Consider the following 25,231-nt stretch of genomic DNA (forward strand, 5'->3'; position numbering starts at 1 on the left):
TCCGCCCCGGCTACCGGCCCCAGTCGGCGATCAGCCAGGGCTTGCCCGGCCGCTCCCGCACCAGCAGGAAGTAGGACCACTGCGGCCCTTCCGCCAGAGTCGGGTCGCGGCGCTCCTCGGTCGGGACCAGCTCCAGTTCGTACTCGACCCGCAGCATCTGCTGCTCACCGTACCCCGGTATCCGCGGCGCCGGCGCGTCCGGTGCGGGCGACACGCGGGTCACGCGCGCCGCCCGCACCGACAGCCGCCGCTTGTCCAGGGTGGCGGGCCCGTTGTACAGGCGGGCCCGCTCCGGGGTCAGCGTGGCCAGAATCCACTCGAGGTCGTGCGCCACCAGGGCGCGGAAGTGCTCCTGCACCACCTCTTCAGGTTCGGCCCGGTCCCGCCGGAGCATCCACCTGGCCGCTGGCGAATCCGCCCTCCGGCGACCGAGAAGCCGGTCGAGAAGGCCCATTTACTCCTTGGTCTCCAGGCAGGCGACGCCGGGAAGCTCACGGCCCTCCAGGAACTCGAGGGAGGCGCCGCCGCCCGTCGAAACGTGCGTCATCCGATCTGCGAGGCCGGCGGCCTCCACAGCGGCCACGGAATCGCCGCCGCCCACGATCGTCACGCCTTCGGTGTCGGCCATCGCCTGCGCCACGGCGAAGGTGCCGCGGGCGAAGGGCTCCATCTCGAACACGCCCATCGGCCCGTTCCATACGATGGTCCTGGCAGTACGGATCGTCTCGCCGAAAATCCGGGCGCTCTCCGGGCCGATGTCCAGCGCCATCCAGCCCTCCGGCACCGCGTCGGCCGGAACGACCTTGTGCTCGGCATCCGCCTTGAACTCGGCGGCCACGACCAGGTCAACCGGCAGCAGGATCTTGTCGCCGCCCTTGCCCAGCAGCTCCCGGGCGGTCTCCACCCGGTCCTCCTCCACCAACGACTTGCCGGTGGCCAGGCCCTTGGCCCGCAGGAAGGTGTTGGCCATGCCGCCGCCGATGATGAGCCGGTCCACCTTCGTGAGGAGGTTCTCGATGACCATGATCTTGTCCGAAACCTTGGCGCCGCCGATGATGGCCACGAACGGCCGGTCAGGGGCAGACAGGGCCTTGCCCATGGTGTCGACTTCCTTCTGCATCAGGAAGCCGGCCACCCGGACCTGCATGTGGTCGGCCACCCCGCGGGTGGAGGCGTGGGCCCGGTGAGCGGTGCCGAAGGCGTCGTTGACGTAGATCTCGCCCAGGCGCGCCAGCTTGGCCGCGAAGTCCGGATCGTTCTTCTCCTCCTCGGCGTAGAAGCGGAGGTTCTCCAGCAGTACCACGGAGCCGGGCGTCTGCCGGGCCACCAGTTGCTCCACTTCCTCGCCGATGCAGTCGGAGGCAAAGACCACCTCCTTGCCCAGCAGCTGGCTCAGCCGCTCAGCACAGGGGGCCAGCGAGTAGGCCTCGTTCCGCTTGCCCTTGGGGCGCCCCAGGTGTGAGGCGAGCACCACGATGGCCCCTTCGTCCGCCAGGTACCGGATCGTCGGCAGCGCTGCCCGGATGCGGGTGTCATCGGTGATGCGGCCATTCTCCAGGGGCACGTTGAAATCGACCCGCACGAACACACGCTTTCCCTTGACGTCGATGTCGCGCACAGTCTTCAGCGGCATGTGTCTCGTCCACCTTTCTCATCGGGCGCCCCGCCTGCGGACGGCGCCGGGATACTTTGTTAAATGCCTCTACAAAAGGTTTACCACGCGCAAGGAAAAATCCCTGCTCCGCTGCGTAGTATTCGTCCCCATCTGCGACGGGATGTGGCGGCAACAATACCCAATCGGTATCGATACACCCGAATAGATTCTTTTTATGGTATGGTTACAGTAGCTCTATCGCGACGAGTAAGCCGGGGGCATGTGAAGCCATGGACGTACAAGGCCTGGAGGCCTTCTGGTGGATTGCCAAGACGGGTAGTTTCAACCGGGCGGCGGAGCGCCTGTTCCTCACCCAGCCTTCCGTAACCGCCCGCATACAGGCCCTGGAAAAGGAACTGGGACAGAAGCTGTTTGAGCGCCGGCCGAGAGGGGTCCGCCTCACCGACGCTGGGCGCGCCCTGCTGCCCCACGCCGAGCGCGTGCTCCAGGACATCAAGCGGGCCCGGCAGGCCATGCTTGACCTGCAGACCGCCTCCGGCGGCACCCTGTCGGTGGGGTCGGCGCTCACCACCTCGGCCTACCTCCTGCCGGAGATTCTCACGCGGTTCAAGGCCAGGCACCCGAAGGTGGAGGTGCTGGTGCACACCGGCCGCTCCCACCAGGTGCAGCAGCTGGTGCTGGACGACACCGTGCAGGTCGGCCTGGTCCACGCACCCCTCCCCGCCCACGCCGACATCGTCGCCTACCCCCTGTCGGAGGAGCAGATCCTGCTGGTCGTTCCCCCCGACCACCCGGTGGCCAGCCGCGACGAGGTCTCCCTCGAGGAGCTGACGCAGGAGTCGTTCATCACCACCGACCGGGCCTCGGGATACTGGGCCCTGGTCGAGCAGTGGTGGACGAGCCAGGGCTTCGTCCCTCATATTACAATGGAACTGGACTCCATTGAAGCGGCCAAGCGGATGGTGCTCTGCGGCCTCGGGCTCACCCTCTTGCCCCAGTCCACCGTGCAGAACGAGATCGCCCTGAAGCAGGTCGTGGCCGTGCCGCTGAAGAACAGCGCCAACCTGCGGCGCCAGAACATCCTCATCTACCGGCGGGGCAAGATCTGGAGCGGCACCGCCCGGGCCTTCCTGCGGGTGGTGGAGGAGCAGTTCGACATCACCCTGGACCTCGACGACGACCCGGGATGAGGGCGTGATTTCAGAAAAAAGGCTGCGCTTCCACAAGGGAGCGCAGCCTTTGTCGTGCTAGCCGTAGCGCCGCCGCTGCCCGGCATTGGGCAGCCCCATCTCGTCGCGGTACTTGGCCACGGTGCGGCGGGAGATGCGAACGCCCCGGGCGGCGAGGGCGTCGGTGAGCGCCTGATCCGAGAGCGGCGCCGCCGGGTCCTCCTGCCGGATCAGCTCGGCGATGAGCCGCTTCACCGCGTCGGCGGCCAGGCCCTCGCCCCTCTCGGTCGTCACGCCGCTGGAGAAGAAGTACTTCAGCTCGAAGGTGCCCTGCGGCGTCTGGGCCCACTTGCCGCTGGTCGCCCGGCTGACGGTGGACTCGTGCACGCCCACGACCTCGGCCACCTCGCGGAGGGTGAGCGGCCGCAGGTAGCCAGGACCCCGGTCGAAGAAGTCGCGCTGGAACCGTACGATCGCCTCGGTGACCCGGAGCAGCGTCTGCCGCCGCTGCTCGATCGCCTTGATGAACCAGAGCGCCGACTGAATCCGCTCCTCCATGTAGCGGCGCGTCGCACCGTCCGCCTGGTCGAGCAGGTCCCTGTACTGGCTCGACACCCGGAGCCGGGGAAGGGGCGACTCGTTGACGAGCACCACGTACTCGCCGGCCACGCGCTCCACGACCACGTCCGGAACCACGTACCGCGCCTCGTCCGGGCGGCCGAAGCGCCGGCCGGGCTTGGGATCGAGGGTGCGGATGGCGTCGGCTGCCGCCTGCACCTCCGCACACGTCACCCCCAGCCGCTGGGCGATGCGCGGAATGCGCCCGGCCGCCAGGTCGTCGAGGTGGTCTGCGATCAGCCTCGGCACCAGCGGGTTCGGGTCTCCCAGCGAGGCCCACTGGATCAGGAGGCACTCCTGGAGCGAACGGGCCCCTACCCCGGGCGGCTCCAGCGACTGCACAACCGCCAGGGCCGCCTCCACCTGCTGCAGAGGCACCCGCAGCTGCTCCGCCACCTCCTCGAGGCGCACCCGGAGGTAGCCGTACTCGTCGAGGCAGCCCACGAGGAAGCGGGCAATGCGCCGCTCTGCCGGATCCAGCCGCATGAGCCCCAGCTGTTCTTCCAGGTGCTCGGTCAGCGTGGGCAGCCGGGGCGTGAAGGCCTCGAAGGAGGTCTCCTCCGCCGGCTCCGGCGTCGGGTCGTCCCCGTAGCCGCTGCCCTGGCGCAGGAAGTCGAGCAGGCGTCCCAGGTCGCCCTGGGCGTCACCGTCGGCCGCCTCCCGCGGCTCCGCCTCCAGAAAGGGGTTCTCCAGCAGCTGGGCGGCGATCAGTTCTCCCAGCTCTGCGACCGGTTGCTGTAGAACGGCAAAGGCCTGCCGCAGTTCCGGGGTCATGACCAGCCGCTGCGTCTGCTGCAGCTTGAGGCTGAAGCCGAGGCGCATCGCCCACACCCCCTTCAGTGTCCTCTGATGCAGGCTATTCGCCCCGGCTGCCCCGCTTTCCTCGCGGGCTCAGTTGCAAAATCTGTGCCATCGGCTCGGGTGTGTCCCGCCGATCAGTTATCGAAGTACATCTCGAACTCAACCGGCTGCGGGTACGTCTCGAGCCGGCGAATCTCCTCCTCCTTCAGTGCGATGAAGGTCTCGATCAGGTCCTCCGAGAACACGTCGCCTTCCAGCAGGAACTCGTGGTCGGCCCTGAGCGCCGCCACGGCTTCCCGCAGCGAGGTCGGAGCGGTCTTCAGCTGCGCCAGGGCCGCGTCCGGCAGGCGGTGGATGTCGACGTCGATGGGCCCGAAGCCGGCATCGGACGGGTCGATGCGCCGCCGAATGCCGTCGAGGCCCGCCATGAGCTGGGCCGCCAGCGCCAGGTACGGGTTGGCCGTCGGGTCCGGCGTGCGGAACTCGATCCGAGTGGTCCTGGCCGAGGAGAAGTTGGTGGGAATACGGATGGCGGCCGACCGATTGGCCCGGGAGAAGACGAGGTTGACCGGCGCCTCGTACCCGGGAACCAGCCGCTTGTACGAGTTGGTGGTCGGGTTGGTGATGGCCAGGAGCGCAGGAGCGTGGTGGAGCAGGCCCCCGATGTACCAGAGGGCCAGCTGGCTGAGATTGGCGTAACCGCTCGGGTCGTAGAACAGGTTCACGCCGTCCTTGGTCAGCGACTGATTGCAGTGCATCCCGGAGCCCGAGTTGGCGTAGAGCGGCTTCGGCATGAAGGTGGCCGTCTTGCCGTATGCCCGTGCGACGTTCTTCACCGTGTATTTGTAGAGCATCGCCTTGTCGGCCGTGTCGACCAGCGTGGAGCAGCGGAAGTTGATCTCGTTTTGGCCGGCCGAGGCGACCTCGTGGTGGTGCCGCTCCACCACCAGGCCCATCTCCTGCAGGTGGCGCGTGATGGCGGTGCGGATGTTGGTCTGACCGTCGATGGGCAGCGCCCGCAGGTAACCCTGCTGGTGTTTGACCTTGTACCCGCCGCTTGGCCCGTCCGCCCGTCCCGGGTGCCAGTGGGCCTCGTCGGACTCCACGTAGTAGAACGAGGCGTCGGGGCGGGTCTGGAACCGGACGCTGTCAAAAAGGAAGAACTCGATCTCGACGCCCCAGTACGAGTCGTCCGCGATGCCGCTCTGCCGCAGGTACTCCTCGGCCCTGCGGGCGACGGCGCGCGGGTCGCGGCTGTACGGCTTCGGCCCGGGCTCCATCACGTCGCCCATGAGGGAGAGCGTCGGCCCCTCGAGGAAGGGGTCCCGGACGGGGGTGGAAGTGTCGGGCATCAGGACCATGTCGGACTCCGCAATCCCGCGAAACCCCCGAATCGACGAACCGTCGAAAGCGAACCCCTCCACAAGCTGTTCGGCATCGATGACGGCCACCGGAACGGTGAGATGGTGCAGCATGCCCAGCAAGTCAACAAACTTCACGTCAACCATCTGAAAGCCCTGTTCGGCAATGATCCCCAGCACGCGATCGACCTGCGCCATAATCCCATTCTCCCCTTCACAACAGATTGGAGCATCTGGTTACGGCTACTGGACATCAAGGGGATGGCGTCTGGTCGGTCCGCCGCTGGAGTTCGGCGCGGTTCCTGCCGGCTCAGGCGGAGCGAACCGGCGAAACCGCCGGGGTCGGAAGCCGCTCCGCAGACCGGTCTCGCATTTGCGCAGGCCCTTGCGCCGCGACGACGGCCAGACGCCTGCGCGCCGTCAATGGAACCGGATCCGCCTCGGTGCACAGGCGGTGGCGCCCCTTGCTGCGAGCGGGCGCAATCCGCACGTGTTGCTTCCACTGCCGCCATGAACAGGCGGCGAGCCGGACGAGGTACACCCGTGCGCCCGCGTGACCACAAGCGTTTGGCGGAACCCCGCGTTTCACAGCTTCCAACCCCCCTTGCCTGGGTGATGCCCACTTACACCGCACATCACCCGTATTTCTTAACAGATTAGGCGTTCCGCCCTCAACGCGTCAACAGCATGCCGGGCATTTCAGCATGCTGTGTTGGAATGCACGCCATGCCGATCAGTCACCAGCGTGGGCCAGGAACCGCCGTGTCTCCGCGCACCGCGGCCGCGTCAGTACCTCAGCGGCCGGCCCCTCCTCGACCAGCCGGCCGCCGTCAAAGAAGGCGACTCGATCAGCCACCCGCCGCGCCTGGGCCATGGAATGGGTGACGACGACCACCGCCATGCGGCGGCGCAGCTCGCCGATCAGCGCCTCGACGGCTTCAGTGGCCGCCGGGTCCAGCGCGGCGCACGGCTCGTCCATCAGCAGCACCTCCGGCTCCATGGCGAGGGCGCGGGCCAGGCAGAGCCGCTGCTGCTGCCCTCCGGAAAGCCCGCGCGCGTCCTGGTGGAGCCGGTCCTTCACCTCATCCCAGAGGGCCGCCCGCCGCAGGGTCTCCACGACGATCCGGTCGAGTTCCTGCCCCCGCACCCCAAACAGCGCCGGCCCGAAGGCGACATTCTGATAGATCGACATCGGAAACGGGTTCGGCCGCTGGAAGACCATGCCTACCCGGCAGCGCAGTTCCCTCGGGTCCAGCCGCTCGATGGGCCGGCCGTCCAGCAGGATCCGCCCCTCCACCCGCGCGCCGGGCGTCAGGTCATGCATGCGGTTCAGGGATCGCAGGAAGGTGGACTTGCCGCAGCCCGACGGCCCGATGAGCGCCACGACCGACCGGTCGGGCACGGCCAGGCTGACGCCCCGCAGCACCTCCCGCTGGCCGTAGAACACCCGCAGCCCCCGGGTCTCGAGCTTGGGGCCCGCGCGCCCCCGGCCTTCCCGCATCACGCCTTCCGCCCCCTTCGCATCAACCAGTTGGCGAGCCCGTTGAGCAGCAGCACCCCAGCCACCAGGGCCAGGGCCGTGGCGTGGGCGCGGCCGTCCGACAGCCCCTCGCCGGCCAGGAGGTAAAGGTGCACCGCCATCGACCGACCCGAATCCAGCGGCGAGCGGGGGATGGACAGGTCCGTGCCGGCGGTGAGCAGCACCGCCGCCGTCTCCCCCACCGCCCGGCCCAGGGCCAGCATCGCCCCGGTCAGAATCCCCGGTGCGGCTTGCGGCAGCACCACCAGCCGGATGGCGTCCCACCGGGTGGCGCCCAGGGCGGCCGCCCCCTCCCGCAGGGATCGGGGCACGGCGGCCACGGCCTCCTCGCTGGTGCGGATGATGGTGGGCAGAAGCATCAGCGCCAGCGTGGCGCTGCCGGCAAGCAGCGAGGGCCCCCAGCCGAGGCGCACGACGAACAGTGCAAAGCCGAAGAGGCCGAAGAGGATCGAGGGCACCCCGGCCAGCGCCTCGGTCAGGGTGCGCACGGCCCCGACGAACCGCCCGGGCGGCGCGTACTCCACCAGCCAGAGGGCCGTGCCCAGCCCGAGCGGCAGCGCGAGGGCCATCGCACCGGCCGCCAGCCAGAGCGTGGAAAGGAGTGCGGGCAGGATGCCCCCTTCCCGCCCGGCCCGGGAGGGCATCGTGAACAGGAACTCCCACGTGAGGTTCCCGGCGCCCTGCACCACCAGCAGGGCCACCAGGCCGATCATCGTCGCGGACACCGCGAGCGCCAGTGCGCCAAGGAGCGGCCTCATCGCCCGCCGCCTCCTCTTCCGGCCGCGCGCCGGGCCAGCTGGTTCACGGCCAGGTTGAGCAAGAGGAGCAAGGCGCCGCTGGCGAAGAGCGCCTGCCGGTGGCGGCCGGTCGCGTAGGCCATCTCCAGGGCGATGTTGCCCGTGAGGGTGCGCACGGGGTCGAGGGGCGAGCGGGGCAGGGCGGCGGCGTTGCCGGTCACCATCAGGACGGCCATGGTCTCGCCCAGGGCCCGCCCCAGGGCCAGCACCACCGCGGCCGCAAGCCCGCCCCGGGCCGCCGGCAGGAGCAGCCGCCAGGCCACCTGGCCCGGAGAGGCGCCCAGCGCGTAGGCGCCCTCCCGCAGGGAGGGATCCACCGCCCGGAACGCGTCCTCCGCCACAGAGGCCATGGTGGGGAGCACCATCACCGCCAGCACGATGCAGCCGGCCAGGAGGCTGAGGCCGGGCCCGCCGAACCAGGCGCGGATCCACGGCACGACCAGGGTGAGCCCCAGGAAGCCGAAGACCACGCTGGGCACGGCGGCCATTCCCCGGAGCAGCGGCCGGACCAGGTCGGCCACTTGCGGGGGCGCCACCTCGCTCAGGAAGAGGCCCATGCCGATTCCCAGCGGCACGGCGCCCGCCAGGCTGCCCAGCGTGACCAGCACGGAGCCCGCGAGCAGCGGGAGCACGCCGAAGCGGCCCTCCTCCGGGCTCCACACCGCCCCGAACAGGTGCGGCAGGGCGGGCCAGCCTTCGACGGTGACGGCGAGAGCGATCAGGAGAATCCCCGCGGCGCTGACGAGGGCCGTGGCGGTGAGCGCCGCGCGCGCGAGGCGGTCCTGCACATCCGGACCTCCTTTCGGGCACCGCGTTTCTGAACGGATGGATATGCAGGACCGCCGCGGGAGAGACAGGCTATCGCGCGGGGAGCATCCCCTCCTCCGCCGCCAGCCGCTGCCCCGCCGGGCTCAGGGCGAACGCCAGGAAGGCCCGGGCCTCCCCGGCCGGTGGACCCAGGGTCACCAGGCTGAGCGGTCGCATGAGCGGGTAACCCGGCTCGCCGGGCAGGCGGCCGTCGACGCGGAGCAGCTTCACCCCGCCTGTACGGGCCACGCCCAGGCTCAGGTAGCCCACGGCGGCCGGGTCGGTCGCGACGATGCGCCGGATGACCCCGTTGCTGCTCTGCACCGCCGCCAGGGGGTGGATGGGGCCGACCAGTTCCCGGAACGCCTCCCGCGAGCCCGACCCCGCCTCCCGGCTGATCAGGTGCACCCGGCCTGCGGGTCCCCCCAGTTCCCGCCAGTCGCGGATCTCGCCGGCGAACAGGCGGCGCACCTCGGCCAGCGAGAGCCCCTCGACGGGGTTGGACGGGTGAACGGCGATGGCGAGCACGTCGTACGCGATCACGTGGGCCTGGAACCCTTCCGCCACTTCCTGCGGCGTGAGGCGGCGGGAAACAGCGGCCAGGTCCGCCACCCCGCTGCGCACCGCCTGGAGCCCGGCGGTGGAGCCGAGGCCCTGCACGGACACGCGGGCGCCGCCCGCAGCCTGGTAGGCCTCGGCCAGCATCTCGGCGAGGGGTTGGAGCGAGGTGGAGCCGGCCACCCGCAGGCCGGTGCTGCTCCGGGCGCAGCCGCACAGGAGCGCCGCCAGCAGGATGAGGGCGGTCGGCAGGCGAACCAGATGGGCAGACATGAAGCGCCTCCTGTTCAGGCCAGTCTGAACCTAGCCTTTCCAGGAGGCGCCGGCTTTCTGCGCTGACCCTCCCCCGCGGCGGAGAGTACAGAAAACGGCACCGCTCTCGCGGTGCCGCATGTTACGTACATTGTACCAGGAGATTCCTGCCCGAACAAGGCTGTATTCGCGATCCACAACTCGTTATAATGACAAACCTAATGACCTGTGAGTGAGGAGGGAAACCTGTGCTCGAGGGAAAGGAGGCGTTGTTCAACGCCTGCCGCAGGCGCAAGATGCGAGTCTGCGAGACGCCCATCAACCTGCTGGAGAGCGACGTACAGGCCGAGGGCAACCTGGACGGCATGACCGTGAGCCTCATGCTCAACGTCATCAGCGGCATGCCGGGGGAGAGCCAGGGCACCCTCACCTTCCACGGCAACCTGACCAGCCTGCTTGCCGTGCTGGCGCGCGTCTGGCCGGTACCGCCCGAGCAGGACGAGGCCGTCTCGCCGGGCCGCCAGAGCTGGCCGGCTCCGCCCCGGAAGGTCGAGAAGGATACGCCGCCCAACTGAAGAGCCCCACGGGCCGGATGGCCTGGAGGGGCTCTTTCTCATTCCACCAGGAGGCGCCTGGCCTCCACATTCACCTCGAGCACGTTGAGTTCGGTCATGTGTGCGATCTGGTCAGCCACGGCCTTCTGGGCGGCCTTCATCACCTCGAAGATCTGGAAGCCGTAACGGGGCAGCACCTCCATGTCCACCAACACGCCCTCCCGCCGGCTCTCCACCACCACCTTGCCCACCTTGCCGATCCCCGGCGTCATCTCCGCCGCCCGGGTGGCGATGGCGGCGATCACCGTGTCGGCGATGAAGAACCGCCCCAGGCTCGAGAAGGTCGGCCGCACCACCGACTTCTCCAGCGTCACCGGGTCAAGCCCGTGGTCGCGCTTGAAGAAGAAGCGCAGCGGGTCAACCATGTAGCCCGAGAAGGTCTTCTTGACCTCGAACGTGGGGGCCGGGATGACGTGCTTTCCCTCGTGCTGCCGCTTCCGCTGCGCCAGGCGGATCTGCGCCGGCGTGGCGATCTCCTCGATGCGGATCGTGCGGTCGGGGTGGGGCAGATCGAGGGCTTCGCAGATGCGGACGACCATGTCGTCGGACGTGCCCAGCACCAGCACGCGCTTGGGTTTCAGGGACCAGAGTGTGGAGCGGACCTCCTCCCGGTGATCCTCGTTGAGGAAGATGGCCCGGCGCACGGCCGCCATCTTGTTCTCCTCCCGCTTGGCGCTGGTGCCGGCGCGAATCTTGCCCTCCCGGTCGATGAGGAGGCCGTCGTCGACGATGAGGTCGCACTGGTTCTGGTAGGCCACGATCTGGGCGCGGTGGCTCTTGCCGCTGCCCGCCGGACCGACCAGGGCGATCACCTCCACGCAGCCCACCTCCCCAGAACAAGCCAGTATTCCCTCTCTACCTTACCAAATCTCCCCAGGCCCCCGCAACGCGCCCGTGGCCGGGGCCGTGTGGACAAAAATCCGACTGGATAATCGACGCTGGATCGTCTACTATGTGGAATGGCGGTTTGGGCAGGCCCGCCGAAAGGGGTACCGGCGCGTAACCTTTGACCGTCTTGATCGTTAGATTATCTAGTAAGACCACCAAGGGGGGTGTCTGATCGAGATGCGTCGACCTCTGTGGCTACCCGCCGTAGTGATCATACTCGGCACAGCGCTGCTGGTCGGCGGCTGCCTGTCCGCGGAGCAGCCTGCACCGGAACCGCCCCCGACCCAGACCGAACCGCAACCTTCACCAGCCCCCTCGCCCACCGATGAGCCCAACCCGCCGCAGACCCCGGAAAACCCCTCCGGAGAGAACGGCGAGAGTAAGACCCAGGTGCCCGACCTGCCGGGCGACAAGGACGCCCTCCGAACCGCCCTGGAGGCCGAATCGCCCATTACGTATACGATTATCATCGCGGATGCGCCCCGGGAGATGGACAAGACCGCCTATCTGGATCAGATGCTGGCGGAACAGGGCTACCCCGGGAAGAACGAGATCCTCCTGGTGATCTTCCCGGCGGACAACCACAACATCCGCTTTGCGATGGGCGCCCTCGTCTTCGACCGCAAGATCTCGCTCCAGCAGATGCTGGAGATGGTGCAGAACGAATACCTGCCCCGCTCCCGCCGGGGCGATCCCGCCGGCGGCCTGGCCGCCCTGATTAACGCCATCAACGAGAAAGTCCAGTAACCCCCGACATAAGATCAGCCCAGCCCGGCAGCGCGCCGGGCTGGGCTTCTCATGTCACGCCGAGGCGGATCCGCTAGTCGTCGCCCGTCAGGACCGGCCCGGCCGATACGGCCGCGGCGCGCTCCGGCAGGAGCTTGTTGAGGGCGATGCCGACCAGGGCCGAGAGGGCCATGCCGCTCAACTGGAGCCCGCCGGGCAGCGGGAGCGCCGCACCACCGATGCCGAGCACGAGCACCACCGCGGCGATCACCAGGTTGCGGCTGTCGGACAGGTCCACCCGGTTGTCCACCACCTGGCGGATGCCCACCGAGGTAATCATGCCGAACAGGACGATGGAGATGCCGCCCATGACCGGCTGCGGAATCGACTGGAGCAGGGCGCCCAGCTTTCCGATGAACGCCATCACGATGGCGATGCAGGCGGCGATGCGGAGGGTGCTGGGGTCGTAGTTCTTCGTGACCGCCAGCACGCCGGTGTTCTCGGAGTAGGTGGTGTTGGCCGGGCCGCCCAGCAGGCCGGCCAGGGCGCTGGCGAGGCCGTCGCCGATCAGGGTGCGGTGGAGGCCCGGGTCACGGATGAGATCCTTGCCGATCACCGCCCCGTTGGTGGTGATATCACCGATGTGCTCCACCATCGTCACCAGAGCGATGGGGGCAATGGCCAGAATCGCCGAAAGGCTGAACTTCGGCGCCATCACCGGCGGCACGGCGAACCAGTCAGCCGCCTGCACCGCGGTCCAGTCGACGAGCCCGAAGGCCAGGGCTGCCCCAAAGCCCACCACGATGCCCGTCATGATGGGCAGCAGCTTGAAGAAGCCCCGGGCGTAGACCGCCGTCAGCACCACGGCCAGCAGCGTGATCAGGGCGACGCCCCAGTGGGCGGAGGCCATGCCCACCGCCGTGTCGGCCAGCGTGAGTCCAATGACCATGATCATCGGGCCGGCGACGATGGGCGGGAAGAAGCTGCGCACCCGGTCCACGCCGAACAGGTAGACCAGCCCGGCCAGCGCCATGTAGACCAGCCCGGCGGCGATGATGCCGCCCGTCGCGTACTCGAGCCCTTCCCGCTGGCCCACCAGCTGGATGGCCGCGATGAAGGCAAAGCTGGAACCCAGGAAGACCGGCACCTTGCCCTTGGTCACCACGTGGAAGAGCAGGGTGCCGAGACCGGCGGTGAGGAGGGCAACGCTGGGATGAAGGCCTGTCTGCATCGGGACAAGCACCGTGGCGCCGAACATGGCCGCCGCGTGCTGAAGGCCGAGGACGAACCGCTTGCCCTGGGAGAGCGTACCTGTGGAAGCCGCCATCGCACATACCCCCTGATCGTATTGGTCCCTGCGACGCATAAAAAAGGACCCCTTACCGGCGAGGCAAGAAGTCGCGTGGCAGGTACACCGACCAGGGCGCACCTCACCATGTGACCTTGCCAGTCTCACGGGACTGTCTTAAAGGTCGCCGGTATTCAGTTCGCACTCAGTGTATCACGTTCCGGACGTGTGTGCCAGACGGGACATGAAAGAAATCCGCGCTTCTGCCCCGGCAAAGACGGCCGCGGGGACATGTAATTTTTGTGGGCACTGGAAGGTATTTCAAACCCGAAGTTAGGATTCTCTCCTCTGGAGAAGGAGGGGTCTGCAACATGGCGGAAGGCCGGAGCACCGTCGTCATCGCCAACGATAACCACGAGGAACGGCAGCGCCTCCTGGACCAGTTCGAGGGCATGAGCCAGTTCGCCGTGGTGGGCGAAGCGCGACACGGCCTCGAGGCCGTCGAGCTGGTCCGGTCGCTGCGCCCGGACCTGCTGGTCCTCGATGACGTGCTGCCCCACCTGGACGGCCTGGGCGTCCTGGCCCAGATCGAGCCCGGCCAGCGCCCCAACGTGCTGCTGCTGCTCTCCTGCGCGTCCGACCGGCTGGTGCAACATTATTATGAGAGCGGCGCGACGTACTGCCTCCTCCGTCCCTGCTCGCCGGAACTGGTGGCCGAGCGGGCCCTCCTCGTGTGCGGTCACCAGACGGCGGCGCAGGGAACCCAGGCGGGGCGCGCCGCCCCCAGTCCCCGCACCATTGCCGAGCTGCTGCGCCGGAGCGGGGTGCCGGCCCATCTGCAGGGCTACCGCTTCCTGAAAGACGCCGTGCAGTACGTGCTCAGCAGCAACAAGACCTCTTGCGGGATGACCAAGGAGCTGTATCCCTACATCGCCCGCCTGCACAACACGCAACCCAACCGGGTGGAGCGCTCGATCCGCCACGCCATCGAGGTGGCCTGGGGCAGGGCCGACATCAACGACCTGCAGCGCCTCTTCGGCGCCACGGTGCACCACGTGCGAGGCAAGCCCACCAACTCGGAGTTCGTGGCCATGCTGGCCGATCACCTGCGGGGGGCGGTGGGCTCCTCCTGATGAGCCCCCGCCCCCCGGCTGATTCGTCATAGTGTTCCCGCAACGTCGACTCCACGACGGTGCCGTTCGTGAGCTGGTCGAGCCCCGGTACCTCCTCCACCGACAGGTGCAGCTCGATCATCTCGCCCTGCCGGAGCACCGTCAGCGGCACGCGCTCGCCATAGCGGTGAGAGGCGAGGATCTTGCGGATCATTCCGGTGCTGGTGACGGGCTGCCGGCCGTCCACAGCCATCACCATATCCATCTCCTGCACGCCCGCCCGCTGACCGGGCCCACCCGGCTGCACATACTGGACCACCAGCCCGCGGTCGTTGGGCAGGTTCAGCATTTCCACCCAGATGTCGTCGATCACGTCGCCCTCACCCGAGAAGCCGAGCCAGGGATGCACGGCGTAGCCGTAGTCGATGATCTGGCTGGCCACCCGGGCCGCCACCGCCGCCTGCAACACCAGCGACATGCCGCCCTGCCAGGGGATGCCGTTGATGCCGACCACCCGGCCCTCCAGGTCGACCAGGGGGCCGCCGGCGTTGCCCGGATGCACGGCGGCGTTGGTAAGCAGCAGCCCGTCAACGGGCAGGTTGCCCCGCCCCCGCGCCTTGGGCCGGTAGATGGTGCGGTCGGAACTGCAGATGATGCCGCTGGTCGCCGTCAGCTCCTGGCCCAGGGCAAACCCTGCGGCGCACACGAACAGCCCCACGGGAACGGTGCCGTCGGGCGCAAAGGTGGGCGGATCCACGGGGAGCCGCTCCTCAACCCGCAGGACCGCGAGGAAGTACAGCGGATCGAGGCCGATGCACTCGGCCCGCCGGCGCTTGCCATCGCTGGTCTTGACCGTAATCTCGTCCTCGAGGGCCACCACCTGGGCGGTGGTGATGATATGGTAATGGTCCAGGATCACACCGGTACCCAGAGCGATCTGTCCGGTCTTGGGCGTGACGGCGTAGATATGCACCACCGCCGGACGGATCTTGTCCAGCGCTCCGATCAGGGCTGAGGAAAATGCATCCACGCCCATGGTCCCCCCCACTCGCCCGCCTGCTCCACCCCGCCACCCGTCGCGGGGCAGCCGGGTGCAGTTGCAGGCGGGGCATGATCGCGGCCGAAGCCGATCATCGAACACCCTAACATGCCATTTTACGTCTCTTGTCGTTTGTTCTCAACCGGGCGCCCGCGCTTCAGCCCTGCCGCTGGCCGAACGAACGGCCGATCCCGACTGGTCTGTAAGGTAGATTCGTTAAGAGGAAAGCGCGACCTGTGGCACCAATATATCACGAATGGCGGCTGTGGACCCGAAGGTGGGAGGGCGCCTCAGCCGCGGGAGGGGAGCTGCGCCATGATCGAACTACTGAACGTCTCCAAGAGCTATGGCGGCGGCGCGAAGAAGGCGGTGGACAACCTCAGCCTCACGGTCCGCCCCGGCGAAATCTTCGGCTTCCTCGGGCCGAACGGCGCTGGCAAGACGACGACGATCAAGATGATCGTGGGGCTGCTGCGGCCCGATTCCGGCACGGTGCGCGTGGGCGGGTACGACGTGGTGACCCAGCCGCTGGAAGCCAAGCGGCAGATCGCCTACGTTCCCGACACGCCGGAGGTCTACGACCGGCTCACCGGCCTCGAGTACCTGAACTTCATCGCCGACGTGTGCGGCATCTCGGCCCGCGAGCGGCAGGAGCGCATCGAGCGGCTCGCCGACATCTTCGAAATCACCGGTGCGCTGTTCGACCGCATCGACAGCTACTCCCACGGCATGCAGCAGAAGCTGGTGCTCATCGCCGCCCTCATGCGCAACCCGCCCGTGTGGGTGCTGGACGAGCCGATGGTCGGCCTCGACCCCCGCTCCGCCCACCACCTCAAGGAACTGATGGTGGAGCACACCCGTAACAACCGCACGCTCTTCTTCTCCACCCACGTGCTGGAGGTGGCGGAGCGGCTGTGCGACCGGGTGGCGATCATCAACCGGGGTCGCATCATCGCCTGCGGCACGCTGGACGAGCTCCGCCAGGGCCAGACCGGCGAAACGCTGGAATCCATCTTCCTGGAGTTGACCGAGCAATGAGACACGTCTGGCCCCTCCTGCGCGTGACGCTCATCCAGACCTGGCGGGGCAACCTCGAGCGCTTCTCAGGCACCCGGTCCCGCACGGGCCTGCTCCTGCTCCCGCTGCTCGCGCTGGCCTTTATCCCGCTGTTCGTGATGATCACGTTGATGTACGTCGGCCTCTACCGGGGTCTGGAGCTGTTCGGCCAGCCCGAGCTGATGCTCACGCTGGCCCTGACCGCCGGACAGCTCGCCTGCCTGGTCTTCGGCGTGCTGTACGTGCTCTCCGTCTTCTACTTCAGCAAAGACCTGAAGTACCTGATTCCCCTGCCCCTGAGGCCCAGCGAAATCGTGGTCGCGAAGCTGACGGCGGTGATGCTGAATGAGTACATCACCATGGCCCCGCTGGTGCTGCCCGCCCTGGCGGTTTACGGCGTCCTGGCCGACGTGGGTCCGCTCTACATTCCCTTCGCGCTGTTGATTTTCCTCATGCTGCCAGTGGTGCCCCTGGTGCTGGCGGCGCTGTTCAGCCTGGTGCTCATGCGGGTCACCAACCTGCGGCGCAACCGGGATCTGCTGCGAGTGTTCGGCGCCCTGATCGGCGTGGCCCTGGCGCTGCTGATCCAGTTCAGCAGCCGCTTCCAGCAGAATGGAGTCGACCCGGCGGAGATCCAGCGGCTCATCCAGGAACAGCAGCCGTTGGTGGAGGGGATCGCCCGGTGGGTGGTCACCTCGGTCTGGGGCACACAGGCGCTGCAGGCCGGCAGCCCGGCCCTGGGCATACCGGGCTTCCTGCTGTTTACCGCCGCGGTGAGCGCCGCGCTGGCCGCCCTGGTGCTGGGCGCCGAGCGGCTCTTCTTTGGCGGGCTGCTGGGCGGCGACGAGAGCCGCGCGTCGGGGCGGCAGGTGACCCGGAGCGCCCTCGCCCGGCAAACGGCACGGGTGCGATCCCCGCTGGCGGCGCTCCTCCTCCGGGAGGTCCGTCTGCTGAACCGGAACCCCACCTTCCTGCTCTCGGCCGTCGTCGTTCCCCTGCTCCTGCCCATCATCGCCATCATCCCCCTGGCGGGTGCCGATGGGCCCCTGCAGGGGATCGACATCGCCCGCTGGGCGGACCGGCCGTGGACGCCGGTGGCGGTGCTCGGCACCCTGTTCTTCCTCAACGCCGCCTCGGTCGTTCCCTCTTCGGCCATCAGCCGCGAGGGGCGCTGGTTCTGGATCAGCCGCTCGCTGCCCGTTCCGCCCCGGCTGCAGATTCACGCCAAGCAGCTCCACAGCCTGCTCTTCAGCCTGCTGAACCTGGCGGTCGTGGTCGGGGCCATGGCCTGGTTCGGACTGGCCACCCCGCGCAACCTGGCCGTCGCCCTCGTGGGCGGGCCGCTCACCGGGGCGCTCACCGGTTATACGGGGCTGCTCGTGGACGTCATGCGGCCACACCTCACGTGGACCGATCCCCAGCAAGCGATGAAGGGCAACACCAACTCCCTGCTCGCCATGCTGGTCAACCTGGGCGTAACCCTGGCCACCGCCCTGGTGGCGGTGCTCCTCTTCCACCTGGCCCGTCCCGCCTTCCTCCCGGGCCTGCTCGTCGTGCTGGCCCTCGAGACGTGGGGACTGGGCCGGATGGTCGGCGCCCTGGCCGATCTCCGCTATCCGCAGTACGAACAGTGAAGGGAGTCTGCGCACATGCACATCGGACGCACGCTCATGATCATCGGGGCAGTGCTGCTGGTGGTGGGCGGCGCGGTGGCCCTGATCGAACGGTTCCTGCCCGGCCTCGGCCGGCTTCCCGGCGACATTCTGATTCGCCGGGGCAACTTCACCTTCTACTTCCCCCTCGCCACCTGCATCCTGCTGAGCGTGGGCCTCTCGCTCCTCTTCTGGCTTTTCCAGCGGATCGGGAGGTAGAATGGTAGCGGATGCTCGAACCCGATCGAGAAGGGGGAAAGGCCCATGATGTTGTTCGGGAACATCCGGAGCCAACAGTTCTACGAGTTGCTGCGCCAGGCCACGGAGAACGTGGCTGAGGTGGCTTCAATGCTGGGACGCCTGCTGGAGGAACCCACGCTATATTCGGACCTGGGCCCGGCGATCAAGGAGTTGGAATCGAAGGGCGACGAGCTCACCCATCGCCTGTTCGAGCGCATTAACAAGACGTTCGCCACCCCCCTGGACCGCGGGGACCTGGCCGCACTGGGCGTGGCGATCGACTCTGTCGTCGATGCCATGGAGGCGGCGGCCGCCCGCATCGGCATCTACCGGGTAGAGAGCAGCGACAAGCACTTCCGGGCCTTCGCCCAGATTCTCAGGGCGCAGGCCACCGAACTGGTCGCGGCGATCGACCTGCTCGCGGGCGGAAAGCTCCTGGAGATCGGAGAGCGCATCCGCCAGATCAACACGCTGGAGAACCACGGCGACGACGAGCTGCGGCTGGCTCTCTCCGAGCTCTACGACCAGGGGGCGTCCGACCCGATCCGGTTCATCACGATGAAAGAGATCTACGAAACGCTGGAGGAGGCCACGGACCAGGTGGAGGCCGTGGTCAACACCCTGGAAGGGGTGATCATGAAGCGGGCCTGAGCCTCGCCTGCACCCACGCAAGGGGGTCCCGCCCCGGCATCCGCCGGTGGCGGGACCCCGTCTTTCGGTCTCAACGCCCCTGGCCGAGCCTCTCCCCCGCCTGCACGCACTTCCGCAGGTAGGGCGCAGGGCGGTAGCGCTCCTCACCCGTCTGCTGCCGGAGCCCCTCCAGCACCGCCAGCACGACGTCGGGGCCGATCTCGTCGCCCCACTCCAGCGGGCCCCTGGGGTAGTTGACGCCCAGGCGCATGGCGGCGTCAATTCCGGCCGCGGAGGCCACCCCTTCCTGGAGGGCGAACGCCGCCTCGTTGACCAGGCAGGCCAGGATCCGGGCCGCCACCAGCCCCGGGCCGTCGGCCACCACCTCGGTGTCGCGACCCAGCGAGTGGAAGAACCGCACGGCCAGGGCGGTGGCCGCGGGGTCCGTGCGGAGCCCGGGCGCCACCTCTACCAGCTGGCGACGGCTGACCCGGGGAATGCCGCCGAAGCCCACCACGCGGGCCGGGCTGACCGTGCGGGAGGCCAGTTCCGTGGTCGGGCAGGTAGAGGCCTCGACGAGCACCACGACATCCGGATCAGGCTGCCGGCCCTCCAGGAGGTCGGCCCCGCCCAGCACCACGAGGTCGGCGTCGGCACAGCACTCCACCAGGCGGTAGCCGGCGGAGGCGACCAGGTCGGCGAGGGCCGGATCGCCCAGCACCGCCACCCGACTCACCTCGGCCACACGGGGGCCGGGCGTCAGAGCGTACTGCGCCGGGGCCGGGCCGTCCACGATCGCCCCGTCCTCGTAGCGGTACCAGCCCTGACCCGTCTTCCGGCCCAGCCGACCTGCCTTGACCATCCGCTCTTGCAGGGGATGCGGCCGGAACCGCGGCTCACCGAAGAACTGGTTATACACCGACTGATGTACGGCGAAGTTGATGTCGAGCCCCACCAGGTCCATGAGCTCAAACGGCCCCATGCGGAACCCGCAGGCCAGCCTGGCGATGCGGTCCACCTGCGCCGGCGTGGCCACCCCCTCCCCCAGGATGCGCAGGGCCTCGCCGGAGAACGGCCGGGCAACCCGGTTCACGATGAACCCCGGGGTGTCCCGCACGCGCACCGGCTCCTTGCCCATGGCCCGGGCCAGCGCCTCTGCCGCCTGCAGCGCCGCCTCACCGGAGCCGTCGCCCGCGACCACCTCCACCAGCCGCATCGCCGGGACGGGGTTGAAGAAGTGCATGCCCACGACCCGCTCGGGGCGGCCGGCCAGGGCGCCGATCTGCGTCACCGACAACGACGAGGTGTTGGTGGCCAGCACCACCTCGGGGCGGCAGAGCCGATCCAGCCGTTCGAAGAGGGAGCGCTTCAGTTCCAGGTCCTCGGGTGCGGCCTCGATGACGAAGTCCGCCCCGGCGATGTCCCCCAGGGCCGTGGTAGTGGTGATGCGGGCGCGGGCGGCCGCCGCCCGCTCGCCCGTCAGCCGCCCGCGCGCCACCTGCCGCTCCAGGTCTGCCTCCACTCGCCGGAGGGCGCGCGTGAGAGCGGCAGGGTCCACGTCGTAGAGCAGCACGCCGAACTCCGCCTGGGCCGCCACCTGGGCGATGCCGGCGCCCATCGTTCCGGCTCCGACCACGCCAATCCGCAAGGCCGTTACCTCCCTATGAAATCAGGCGCCCGCCGCTGCTGGAAAGCCTGGAGCCCCTCCCGGGCGTCCGCGGTGGCCACGGCCGCCTCCTGGAGGTAGGCCTCGTGCTCCAGCGCCTCATCCAGCGGACGCTCCAGCCCCCGGCTGATCAGCCGCTTGATCCAGCCCATCGACCGGGGTCCCCGGGCCAGGCGGCCGGCCCAGTCGGCCACGGCCGCCTGCAGCTCCCCGTCGGGCACGACCCGGTTGCAGAGGCCCAAGGCATGCGCCTCCGCCGCGCTCAACCGGTCGCCGAACAGGGCCAGCTCCATGGCCTTGTGGTGGCCGATGAGGCGCGGCAGGAAGTAGGAGGCCCCGGAGTCCGGTACCAGCCCCACCCGGACGAAGGCCTGCACCAGCGAGGCGCTCTCGGCCATCACCACCAGGTCGCACGCCAGGGCCAGGCTGACCCCGGCGCCCGCCGCCACGCCATTCACGGCCGCCAGCACGGGCTTCTCCAGGCTGCGGATCTGCCGGATCCACGTGTTGTAGTACCGGCGGACGAGCTGGCCGATCGGCTGGTCGCCCAGGTCTGCCAGGTCCTGCCCGGCGCAGAACCCCCGGCCGGCGCCGGTGATCACTACGCAGCGCACGGCGGGGTCCCGCTCGGCCTGCCGCAGGGCCGCAATCAGCCCCTCGTGCTGGGCCAGGTTGAACGCGTTCAGCCGTTCGGGGCGGTTGAGGGTAATCGTGCAGACGCCCTCCCCCACGGCGTAGAGCACCGCTGCCTCCCCCACGGGTCTACCTCCCCTTCCACTGCGGCTGCCGCTTCTCGGCAAACGCCTGCATCCCTTCCTTCTGGTCCTCCGACGCGAACGCCAGGGCAAAGAGCCGGCGCTCGTAAGCCAGCCCGGCCGAGAGCGGGGTCTCGAAAGACTGGAGCACCGCCTCCTTGGCCAGCCGCAGGGCCAGCGGCGACTTGGAGGCGATCTCCGCGGCGAGCTTCTGCGCCTCGCTGAGGTAGGCCTCCACCGGCACCACCCGGCTGACCAGCCCCGCGGCCAGCGACTCCTGGGCCGTGAGCATCCGGCCGGTCAATACCATCTCCATCGCCAGCGACTTGCCCACGGCCCGGGTCAGCCGCTGGGTGCCCCCGGCGCCGGGCAGCACGCCGATGTTGATCTCCGGCTGGCCGAACTTCGCCGTCTCCGAGGCGACGATGATGTCGCAGAGCATGGCCAGCTCCAGCGCGCCGCCCAGGCAGTAGCCGCTCACGGCCGCGACGATGGGTTTCTTCACCCGGGCGACCTCGTCCCACAGCGAGATATGGTCGCGGGTGTACATGTCGATGGCGCCCATCTCCGCCATCTCCTTGATGTCGGCACCGGCCCCGAACGCCCTGTCGCTCCCGTGCAACAGCAGACAGCCAATCCCGGGATCCTGCTCGAACTCCCGGAAGGCCGCCACCAGCTCCGCCATCAGCGCCGCGTTGAGGGCGTTGAGGGCCTGGGGACGGTTCAGCTGCACCCGGCCCACGGCTCCCTCGCGGAAGACCAGAATGTGCTCGTACGCCATGCCCATCTCCTCCTCTTTCCCCACCGGGGCGACTGGCCCCGGACCAGGATCATGAGCAACCCCCTCGCGAATGCGGAGCGCTTCCCCGCGGGGGTGCGCATGTCTCTCCCTCACCCTGCCGGTTCGAACCGTCCCTCGAGGAACCGGAGCGCCCCCGGCCGGAGCGCGGCGTAGTAGGCCTGGAACAGACGACGGGCGTCGTGGCCGCGCCAGGGGCAGGGCAGGAGCTGGAGAGGCAGGCCCGGATCGACGAACAGGAACTTGCGATATTCGTGGACGAGGCGAATCTCCTCCACGAACCGCTCCTCGTCGCTCCGCAGCCGGGCCTCCACCGTGGCGAAGCGGGGCTCCCAGAGGGCAATGAAGCGGTCGTAGCTGGCCTGAATGGCGTCGAGGTCCCAGCAGCGCCGCACCAGTTCGGCCGCCGGGAGCTCCCCCACGTGCTCCGCCACGAAAAGCGTCGCGTAATCCGCGATGCCGTAGCGGCGGAGCAGCACCCGCACCGACTCCTCCAGCGGATTCGGCGAGATCCAGGTTCCGGGCGAAAGGGAGGCAAAACCCGTCCAGACCAGCTCCCTCCGGAGGTCGTTGCGGCGCCGGCGCAGGGTCTCGGGGATGGAGTAGACCAGCACCCGCCAGCGGCCGTCCCAGTCCGTGTCCCGCCCGTCGTAGACCCGGCGCGAGGCTTCGGCGATGCGTCGCCGGCCCGCCGCGGACAGGGCGTAACGGGTGCGGCTCCCCACCTTCCGCACCTCCAGCCAGCCCTGCCGGGCCATGCGGGAAAGCGCCTGGCGGAGCGCCGCCTCGCTCACGCCGAAGGGAGCCACAAGGGCCGCCAGGGTGGAAGCCCAGACCTCGCCCCCCACATGCTGAATGTAATCGCCCCACAGGTTGAACAGCAGGGAGCGGGCCCTCATCGCGTCACCTGCCCCTCGCCCCGATTTCCGCCCCGAAAGGGCCAGGAAGATTCCTGCTGTACAGACAGATTCGCCACCGGCAGCCGCGCCCCTGCCGCAGGCTCCCTGCGAAAAAAGAGCGCCGGCCTCCACCGAGGCCGGCGCATGCCCGCTTTGTGAGGTTCAGGGGCCGATGCGATAGCGGCAGCACTGGCCGCCCCTGGCGATGCACTCCACGCGCTCGACGTTCTCCGTGCCCAGCACCGCCTTGAAGAAATCCAGTTCATGGGCGCAGGCGTGGGGGTACCGGCGCGAGACCTGGTGCACGGGGCAGTTGTACTCCTTCAGGAACACCACGCCGCCCTCGCCCTGCTCGCACTCGGCCAGGTACCCGTTGGCCTGCTGCACGGCCGTGAGCTGTTCCACCCGTTCGGCCATGCTCTCACCCGTGACCTGGCCGGCGTACCGCTCCACGAGCGCACGACCCCGGTGGGCAAAGAAAGACTCCACCATGGCCGGGTTGACCTCGGCCAGGAAGTCCAGCAACTCCACGGCCAGTGCGCCGTACTTCTTCGGGAACAGGTTGTCGGCCGCCTCGGTCAGCGAGTAGACCCGCGTCGGCCGTCCCATCGGCAACCGCTGCTGCACTGAAGTCACCAGCCCGTCCCGCTCCAGTGAGGTCAGGTGGCGCCGCACCGCGACGTGCGTGATGTGCAGGCGTTCGCCCAACTCCCCCACCGTCATGGGCCCAACCACGCGCAGCAGGTTGATGATCTCGCGGCGCGTGGAAATCTCCTCCTGGCGGGGCATCAGATCAGCAGACAACGGGCTCCCTCCCTCTACACCGAATCTGACTGCCAACATTTTAACACACAGAAGATCTGCTGGATACTTTCTTAAGACTTTTGTCACCCAATGTGGGGCTTTGGTACTAGTCGGCTGCCCAATCGGCGCTACTCCAGGGTCTGGCCGTCTCCTTTCCGGCCAGGGCGAAGGCTGGACAGACAATCACTGCTGCAATAATCTTGATGGTGAAGGAACCTGGAGGTGAGCCCTGGTGTTCATCTGCAAGTACTGCTTGGAGCAGTTCGAGGACGAGAAACTGGCCTACGTGCTCATGCCGGAAAGCCGCCTGCAGCACCCGGCAGCCGACGCGTTTGCAATGAAGTTCTGCTCCCGCGCCCATCTGGAGGCGTTCCTGCGGAACGTCTCGCACCAGCGCCAGGCCTACGTGCTGACCAGGGTCTCCGGCTCAACCCGGCAAACCCTCCCCGCCGCGCCCCCGCTGGCCCTGCTCAACCAACTGGGCAAGGTTTCATAGCCACCCAAAACAGCCAACGGCCGCCCCACGGGGGCGGCCGATTTGCTATGCCTTCCCTCTAGGCCCCGGCGGTCTGGCCGGCCTTCGCCCGGGCGGCGCGGATCAGGTCACGCACGCGTTCCCGGCCGACCAGTTCCACGAACCCGCCGATGCGCGGGCCGCTGTCGGAGCCCAGCAATACGCCGTAGAGGATCTTGAAGAAGTCCTTCGGCGGCATCCCGTGCGCCCTGGCGATGGCAAACACGCCGGTCTGGATCGCCTCGGCGTCCGGGGCCTGCATCATCATCTGCTCGAACTCCTCGACCATGTTCCACTCGGCCTCGGTGAGCTCCGGCGTGCGCCGGGTGGGCAGGACAAAGTCCTCGTAGTAATGGATGGCCTTCTCCAGCAACTCCCGGACGAAGGGCTCGTTCCTCCGGATGCGCTCGTGGCCGAAGGAGCGGCCCAGGTACTCCAGCAGAATCTCGGGGTCGGTCTCCGAGATCGCGTTGACCAGGTTGATGATGTCGGAGTAGCGCAGCCCGCCCAGGTCCGGCCGGTCGCCGTGGTAGTAGATGAACGGGTACTGCGGGTCTTCAGGCGCCATGGTGAGCGTCTCGTCAGTGTACTGAATGACCGACTCCGGGCTCAGCCGCTTCTGCTGCCGCGGGTTCTTGAACATCAGCAGGTTGAGCGAATCCTGGGTGCCCCAGCGGCCCCAGTTCTCCATCGAGATGCCGGCGCCCGTCGACTTCGAGATCTTCCGCCCCTCCTCAGTGAGGAAGAGTTCGTAGAACATCGTCACCGGCGGCTCGCCCCCCAGCAGCCGCACGATGGCGCTGGAGAGCTTGGCCGAGTCGATGAGGTCCTTGCCGTGCATCTCGAAGTTCACGCCGAACACGTACCAGCGCAGGGCCCAGTCGGCCTTCCAGAAGAACTTGCCCCGGCCCCCCAGGGCGCTCTGGGTGCCCCGGTGGCCGCAGCCGTGCACGTCGCGGAACGAGCCGGTGCAGGAGTACGTCACCGTGGCGTTCTCGGGGTCGTAGTCCTCCACCCGGGTGGTGTAGATC

General features: G+C 68.5%; 26 protein-coding genes. 9 read left to right on the plus strand and 17 right to left on the minus strand.

Features of this window, described 5'->3' with window-relative positions; all coding sequences use genetic code 11:
- Positions 1-10: 10 nt before the first annotated feature.
- Both AB2385_RS12070 and pgk read right to left on the minus strand, forming a co-directional pair.
- Positions 11-394 (minus strand): hypothetical protein, encoded by a 384-nt coding sequence (locus tag AB2385_RS12070; protein WP_367655257.1) that lies wholly within the window; start codon positions 392-394, stop codon positions 11-13.
- A 60-nt stretch (positions 395-454) separates the two neighbouring features.
- Positions 455-1,633: a phosphoglycerate kinase gene (gene pgk / locus AB2385_RS12075; RefSeq protein WP_367655258.1), complete on the minus strand. Its 1,179-nt coding sequence runs from the start codon at positions 1,631-1,633 to the stop codon at positions 455-457.
- A 251-nt stretch (positions 1,634-1,884) separates the two neighbouring features.
- Between pgk and AB2385_RS12080 the strand changes: the two genes are divergently transcribed.
- Complete coding sequence (locus AB2385_RS12080; protein WP_367655259.1) at positions 1,885-2,805, plus strand: LysR family transcriptional regulator; 921 nt, start codon at positions 1,885-1,887, stop codon at positions 2,803-2,805.
- A 57-nt stretch (positions 2,806-2,862) separates the two neighbouring features.
- Here AB2385_RS12080 and rpoN read toward each other — a convergent pair whose 3' ends face one another.
- The 6 genes from rpoN to AB2385_RS12110 all read right to left on the minus strand — a co-directional run bounded on the left by rpoN (position 2,863) and on the right by AB2385_RS12110 (position 9,539).
- A complete protein-coding gene (gene rpoN / locus AB2385_RS12085) occupies positions 2,863-4,224 on the minus strand; it encodes an RNA polymerase factor sigma-54 (RefSeq protein WP_367655260.1) in 1,362 nt (453 codons plus the stop codon).
- 113 nt (positions 4,225-4,337) lie between these two features.
- Positions 4,338-5,762, minus strand: a complete 1,425-nt coding sequence (gene glnA / locus AB2385_RS12090; protein WP_367655261.1) for a type I glutamate--ammonia ligase — start codon at positions 5,760-5,762, stop codon at positions 4,338-4,340.
- 535 nt (positions 5,763-6,297) lie between these two features.
- Positions 6,298-7,065, minus strand: coding sequence for a phosphate ABC transporter ATP-binding protein (locus tag AB2385_RS12095; protein WP_367655282.1), 768 nt, complete (start codon positions 7,063-7,065; stop codon positions 6,298-6,300).
- Positions 7,065-7,862, minus strand: a complete 798-nt coding sequence (pstA, locus tag AB2385_RS12100; RefSeq protein ID WP_367655262.1) for a phosphate ABC transporter permease PstA — start codon at positions 7,860-7,862, stop codon at positions 7,065-7,067. The genes AB2385_RS12095 and pstA overlap by 1 nt, the downstream gene beginning before the upstream one ends.
- A complete protein-coding gene (gene pstC, locus AB2385_RS12105; RefSeq protein ID WP_367655263.1) occupies positions 7,859-8,689 on the minus strand; it encodes a phosphate ABC transporter permease subunit PstC in 831 nt (276 codons plus the stop codon). The genes pstA and pstC overlap by 4 nt, the downstream gene beginning before the upstream one ends.
- A 70-nt stretch (positions 8,690-8,759) precedes the next feature.
- Positions 8,760-9,539 (minus strand): phosphate ABC transporter substrate-binding protein, encoded by a 780-nt coding sequence (locus AB2385_RS12110; protein WP_367655264.1) that lies wholly within the window; start codon positions 9,537-9,539, stop codon positions 8,760-8,762.
- 227 nt (positions 9,540-9,766) lie between these two features.
- On the opposite strand from AB2385_RS12110, the gene AB2385_RS12115 reads away from it, so the two are divergent.
- Positions 9,767-10,093, plus strand: a complete 327-nt coding sequence (locus AB2385_RS12115) for a hypothetical protein (protein WP_367655265.1) — start codon at positions 9,767-9,769, stop codon at positions 10,091-10,093.
- Positions 10,094-10,131: 38 nt separating this feature from the next.
- Here the strand turns inward: AB2385_RS12115 and AB2385_RS12120 are convergent, their stop codons facing one another.
- Positions 10,132-10,950: an Asp23/Gls24 family envelope stress response protein gene (locus AB2385_RS12120; RefSeq protein WP_367655266.1), complete on the minus strand. Its 819-nt coding sequence runs from the start codon at positions 10,948-10,950 to the stop codon at positions 10,132-10,134.
- 247 nt (positions 10,951-11,197) lie between these two features.
- On the opposite strand from AB2385_RS12120, the gene AB2385_RS12125 reads away from it, so the two are divergent.
- Complete coding sequence (locus AB2385_RS12125; RefSeq protein WP_367655267.1) at positions 11,198-11,767, plus strand: hypothetical protein; 570 nt, start codon at positions 11,198-11,200, stop codon at positions 11,765-11,767.
- Positions 11,768-11,840: 73 nt separating this feature from the next.
- On the opposite strand, the gene AB2385_RS12130 is transcribed toward AB2385_RS12125, so the two are convergent.
- Positions 11,841-13,073 carry a uracil-xanthine permease family protein gene (locus tag AB2385_RS12130; RefSeq protein ID WP_367655268.1) on the minus strand — a complete coding sequence of 411 codons (1,233 nt, stop codon included), beginning with the start codon at positions 13,071-13,073 and terminating at the stop codon, positions 11,841-11,843.
- 332 nt (positions 13,074-13,405) lie between these two features.
- Here AB2385_RS12130 and spo0A point away from each other — a divergent pair, with 332 nt between their 5' ends.
- Positions 13,406-14,167 (plus strand): sporulation transcription factor Spo0A, encoded by a 762-nt coding sequence (gene spo0A / locus AB2385_RS12135; RefSeq protein WP_367655269.1) that lies wholly within the window; start codon positions 13,406-13,408, stop codon positions 14,165-14,167.
- On the opposite strand, the gene AB2385_RS12140 is transcribed toward spo0A, so the two are convergent.
- Positions 14,049-15,176, minus strand: coding sequence for a S1C family serine protease (locus AB2385_RS12140; RefSeq protein ID WP_367655270.1), 1,128 nt, complete (start codon positions 15,174-15,176; stop codon positions 14,049-14,051). The genes spo0A and AB2385_RS12140 overlap by 119 nt on opposite strands.
- A gap of 324 nt (positions 15,177-15,500) precedes the next feature.
- Here AB2385_RS12140 and AB2385_RS12145 point away from each other — a divergent pair, with 324 nt between their 5' ends.
- Genes AB2385_RS12145 through AB2385_RS12160 form a run of 4 tightly spaced genes read left to right on the plus strand, consistent with a single transcriptional unit; the run spans position 15,501 to position 18,784 of the window.
- Positions 15,501-16,223: an ABC transporter ATP-binding protein gene (locus AB2385_RS12145; protein ID WP_367655271.1), complete on the plus strand. Its 723-nt coding sequence runs from the start codon at positions 15,501-15,503 to the stop codon at positions 16,221-16,223.
- Complete coding sequence (locus tag AB2385_RS12150) at positions 16,220-17,875, plus strand: hypothetical protein (RefSeq protein ID WP_367655272.1); 1,656 nt, start codon at positions 16,220-16,222, stop codon at positions 17,873-17,875. The genes AB2385_RS12145 and AB2385_RS12150 overlap by 4 nt, the downstream gene beginning before the upstream one ends.
- Before the next feature lie 15 nt (positions 17,876-17,890).
- Complete coding sequence (locus AB2385_RS12155) at positions 17,891-18,112, plus strand: DUF2905 domain-containing protein (RefSeq protein WP_367655273.1); 222 nt, start codon at positions 17,891-17,893, stop codon at positions 18,110-18,112.
- A 45-nt stretch (positions 18,113-18,157) separates the two neighbouring features.
- The gene (locus AB2385_RS12160; protein ID WP_367655274.1) at positions 18,158-18,784 is read left to right on the plus strand and encodes a DUF47 domain-containing protein; all 627 of its coding nucleotides are present in this window, start codon (positions 18,158-18,160) and stop codon (positions 18,782-18,784) included.
- 70 nt (positions 18,785-18,854) lie between these two features.
- On the opposite strand, the gene AB2385_RS12165 is transcribed toward AB2385_RS12160, so the two are convergent.
- From AB2385_RS12165 to AB2385_RS12185, 5 genes are all read right to left on the minus strand, one after another.
- Positions 18,855-20,411 (minus strand): 3-hydroxyacyl-CoA dehydrogenase, encoded by a 1,557-nt coding sequence (locus tag AB2385_RS12165; RefSeq protein WP_367655275.1) that lies wholly within the window; start codon positions 20,409-20,411, stop codon positions 18,855-18,857.
- A gap of 5 nt (positions 20,412-20,416) precedes the next feature.
- Positions 20,417-21,187 carry an enoyl-CoA hydratase-related protein gene (locus AB2385_RS12170; protein ID WP_367655276.1) on the minus strand — a complete coding sequence of 257 codons (771 nt, stop codon included), beginning with the start codon at positions 21,185-21,187 and terminating at the stop codon, positions 20,417-20,419.
- Between the two features lie 4 nt (positions 21,188-21,191).
- Positions 21,192-21,965, minus strand: coding sequence for an enoyl-CoA hydratase-related protein (locus AB2385_RS12175; protein ID WP_367655277.1), 774 nt, complete (start codon positions 21,963-21,965; stop codon positions 21,192-21,194).
- A gap of 110 nt (positions 21,966-22,075) precedes the next feature.
- A complete protein-coding gene (locus AB2385_RS12180; RefSeq protein ID WP_367655278.1) occupies positions 22,076-22,882 on the minus strand; it encodes a PaaX family transcriptional regulator C-terminal domain-containing protein in 807 nt (268 codons plus the stop codon).
- Between the two features lie 162 nt (positions 22,883-23,044).
- Positions 23,045-23,686 carry a helix-turn-helix transcriptional regulator gene (locus AB2385_RS12185; RefSeq protein WP_367655279.1) on the minus strand — a complete coding sequence of 214 codons (642 nt, stop codon included), beginning with the start codon at positions 23,684-23,686 and terminating at the stop codon, positions 23,045-23,047.
- A gap of 232 nt (positions 23,687-23,918) precedes the next feature.
- Between AB2385_RS12185 and AB2385_RS12190 the strand changes: the two genes are divergently transcribed.
- Positions 23,919-24,182: a hypothetical protein gene (locus AB2385_RS12190; RefSeq protein WP_367655280.1), complete on the plus strand. Its 264-nt coding sequence runs from the start codon at positions 23,919-23,921 to the stop codon at positions 24,180-24,182.
- Between the two features lie 58 nt (positions 24,183-24,240).
- Here the strand turns inward: AB2385_RS12190 and AB2385_RS12195 are convergent.
- Positions 24,241-25,231, minus strand: a 991-nt coding sequence (locus AB2385_RS12195; RefSeq protein ID WP_367655281.1) for a hypothetical protein, incomplete at its 5' end; no start/stop codon positions are given.

This window comes from Symbiobacterium sp. (genome assembly GCF_040797425.1).
Lineage (GTDB): Bacteria > Bacillota > Sulfobacillia > Symbiobacteriales > Symbiobacteriaceae > Symbiobacterium.

What these genes read in the sequence shown, in the direction of transcription:
- AB2385_RS12110 (WP_367655264.1), bottom strand. Translation starts at nt 9,539, where the DNA reads ATGTCTGCCCATCTGGTTCGCCTGCCGACCGCCCTCATCCTGCTGGCG.
- rpoN (WP_367655260.1), bottom strand. Translation starts at nt 4,224, where the DNA reads ATGCGCCTCGGCTTCAGCCTCAAGCTGCAGCAGACGCAGCGGCTGGTC.
- glnA (WP_367655261.1), bottom strand. Translation starts at nt 5,762, where the DNA reads ATGGCGCAGGTCGATCGCGTGCTGGGGATCATTGCCGAACAGGGCTTT.
- AB2385_RS12145 (WP_367655271.1), top strand. Translation starts at nt 15,501, where the DNA reads ATGATCGAACTACTGAACGTCTCCAAGAGCTATGGCGGCGGCGCGAAG.
- AB2385_RS12175 (WP_367655277.1), bottom strand. Translation starts at nt 21,965, where the DNA reads ATGGCGTACGAGCACATTCTGGTCTTCCGCGAGGGAGCCGTGGGCCGG.
- AB2385_RS12155 (WP_367655273.1), top strand. Translation starts at nt 17,891, where the DNA reads ATGCACATCGGACGCACGCTCATGATCATCGGGGCAGTGCTGCTGGTG.
- AB2385_RS12125 (WP_367655267.1), top strand. Translation starts at nt 11,198, where the DNA reads ATGCGTCGACCTCTGTGGCTACCCGCCGTAGTGATCATACTCGGCACA.
- AB2385_RS12180 (WP_367655278.1), bottom strand. Translation starts at nt 22,882, where the DNA reads ATGAGGGCCCGCTCCCTGCTGTTCAACCTGTGGGGCGATTACATTCAG.
- AB2385_RS12150 (WP_367655272.1), top strand. Translation starts at nt 16,220, where the DNA reads ATGAGACACGTCTGGCCCCTCCTGCGCGTGACGCTCATCCAGACCTGG.
- AB2385_RS12160 (WP_367655274.1), top strand. Translation starts at nt 18,158, where the DNA reads ATGATGTTGTTCGGGAACATCCGGAGCCAACAGTTCTACGAGTTGCTG.
- spo0A (WP_367655269.1), top strand. Translation starts at nt 13,406, where the DNA reads ATGGCGGAAGGCCGGAGCACCGTCGTCATCGCCAACGATAACCACGAG.
- AB2385_RS12080 (WP_367655259.1), top strand. Translation starts at nt 1,885, where the DNA reads ATGGACGTACAAGGCCTGGAGGCCTTCTGGTGGATTGCCAAGACGGGT.
- pstA (WP_367655262.1), bottom strand. Translation starts at nt 7,862, where the DNA reads ATGAGGCCGCTCCTTGGCGCACTGGCGCTCGCGGTGTCCGCGACGATG.
- AB2385_RS12070 (WP_367655257.1), bottom strand. Translation starts at nt 394, where the DNA reads ATGCTCCGGCGGGACCGGGCCGAACCTGAAGAGGTGGTGCAGGAGCAC.
- AB2385_RS12095 (WP_367655282.1), bottom strand. Translation starts at nt 7,065, where the DNA reads ATGCGGGAAGGCCGGGGGCGCGCGGGCCCCAAGCTCGAGACCCGGGGG.
- pgk (WP_367655258.1), bottom strand. Translation starts at nt 1,633, where the DNA reads ATGCCGCTGAAGACTGTGCGCGACATCGACGTCAAGGGAAAGCGTGTG.
- AB2385_RS12130 (WP_367655268.1), bottom strand. Translation starts at nt 13,073, where the DNA reads ATGGCGGCTTCCACAGGTACGCTCTCCCAGGGCAAGCGGTTCGTCCTC.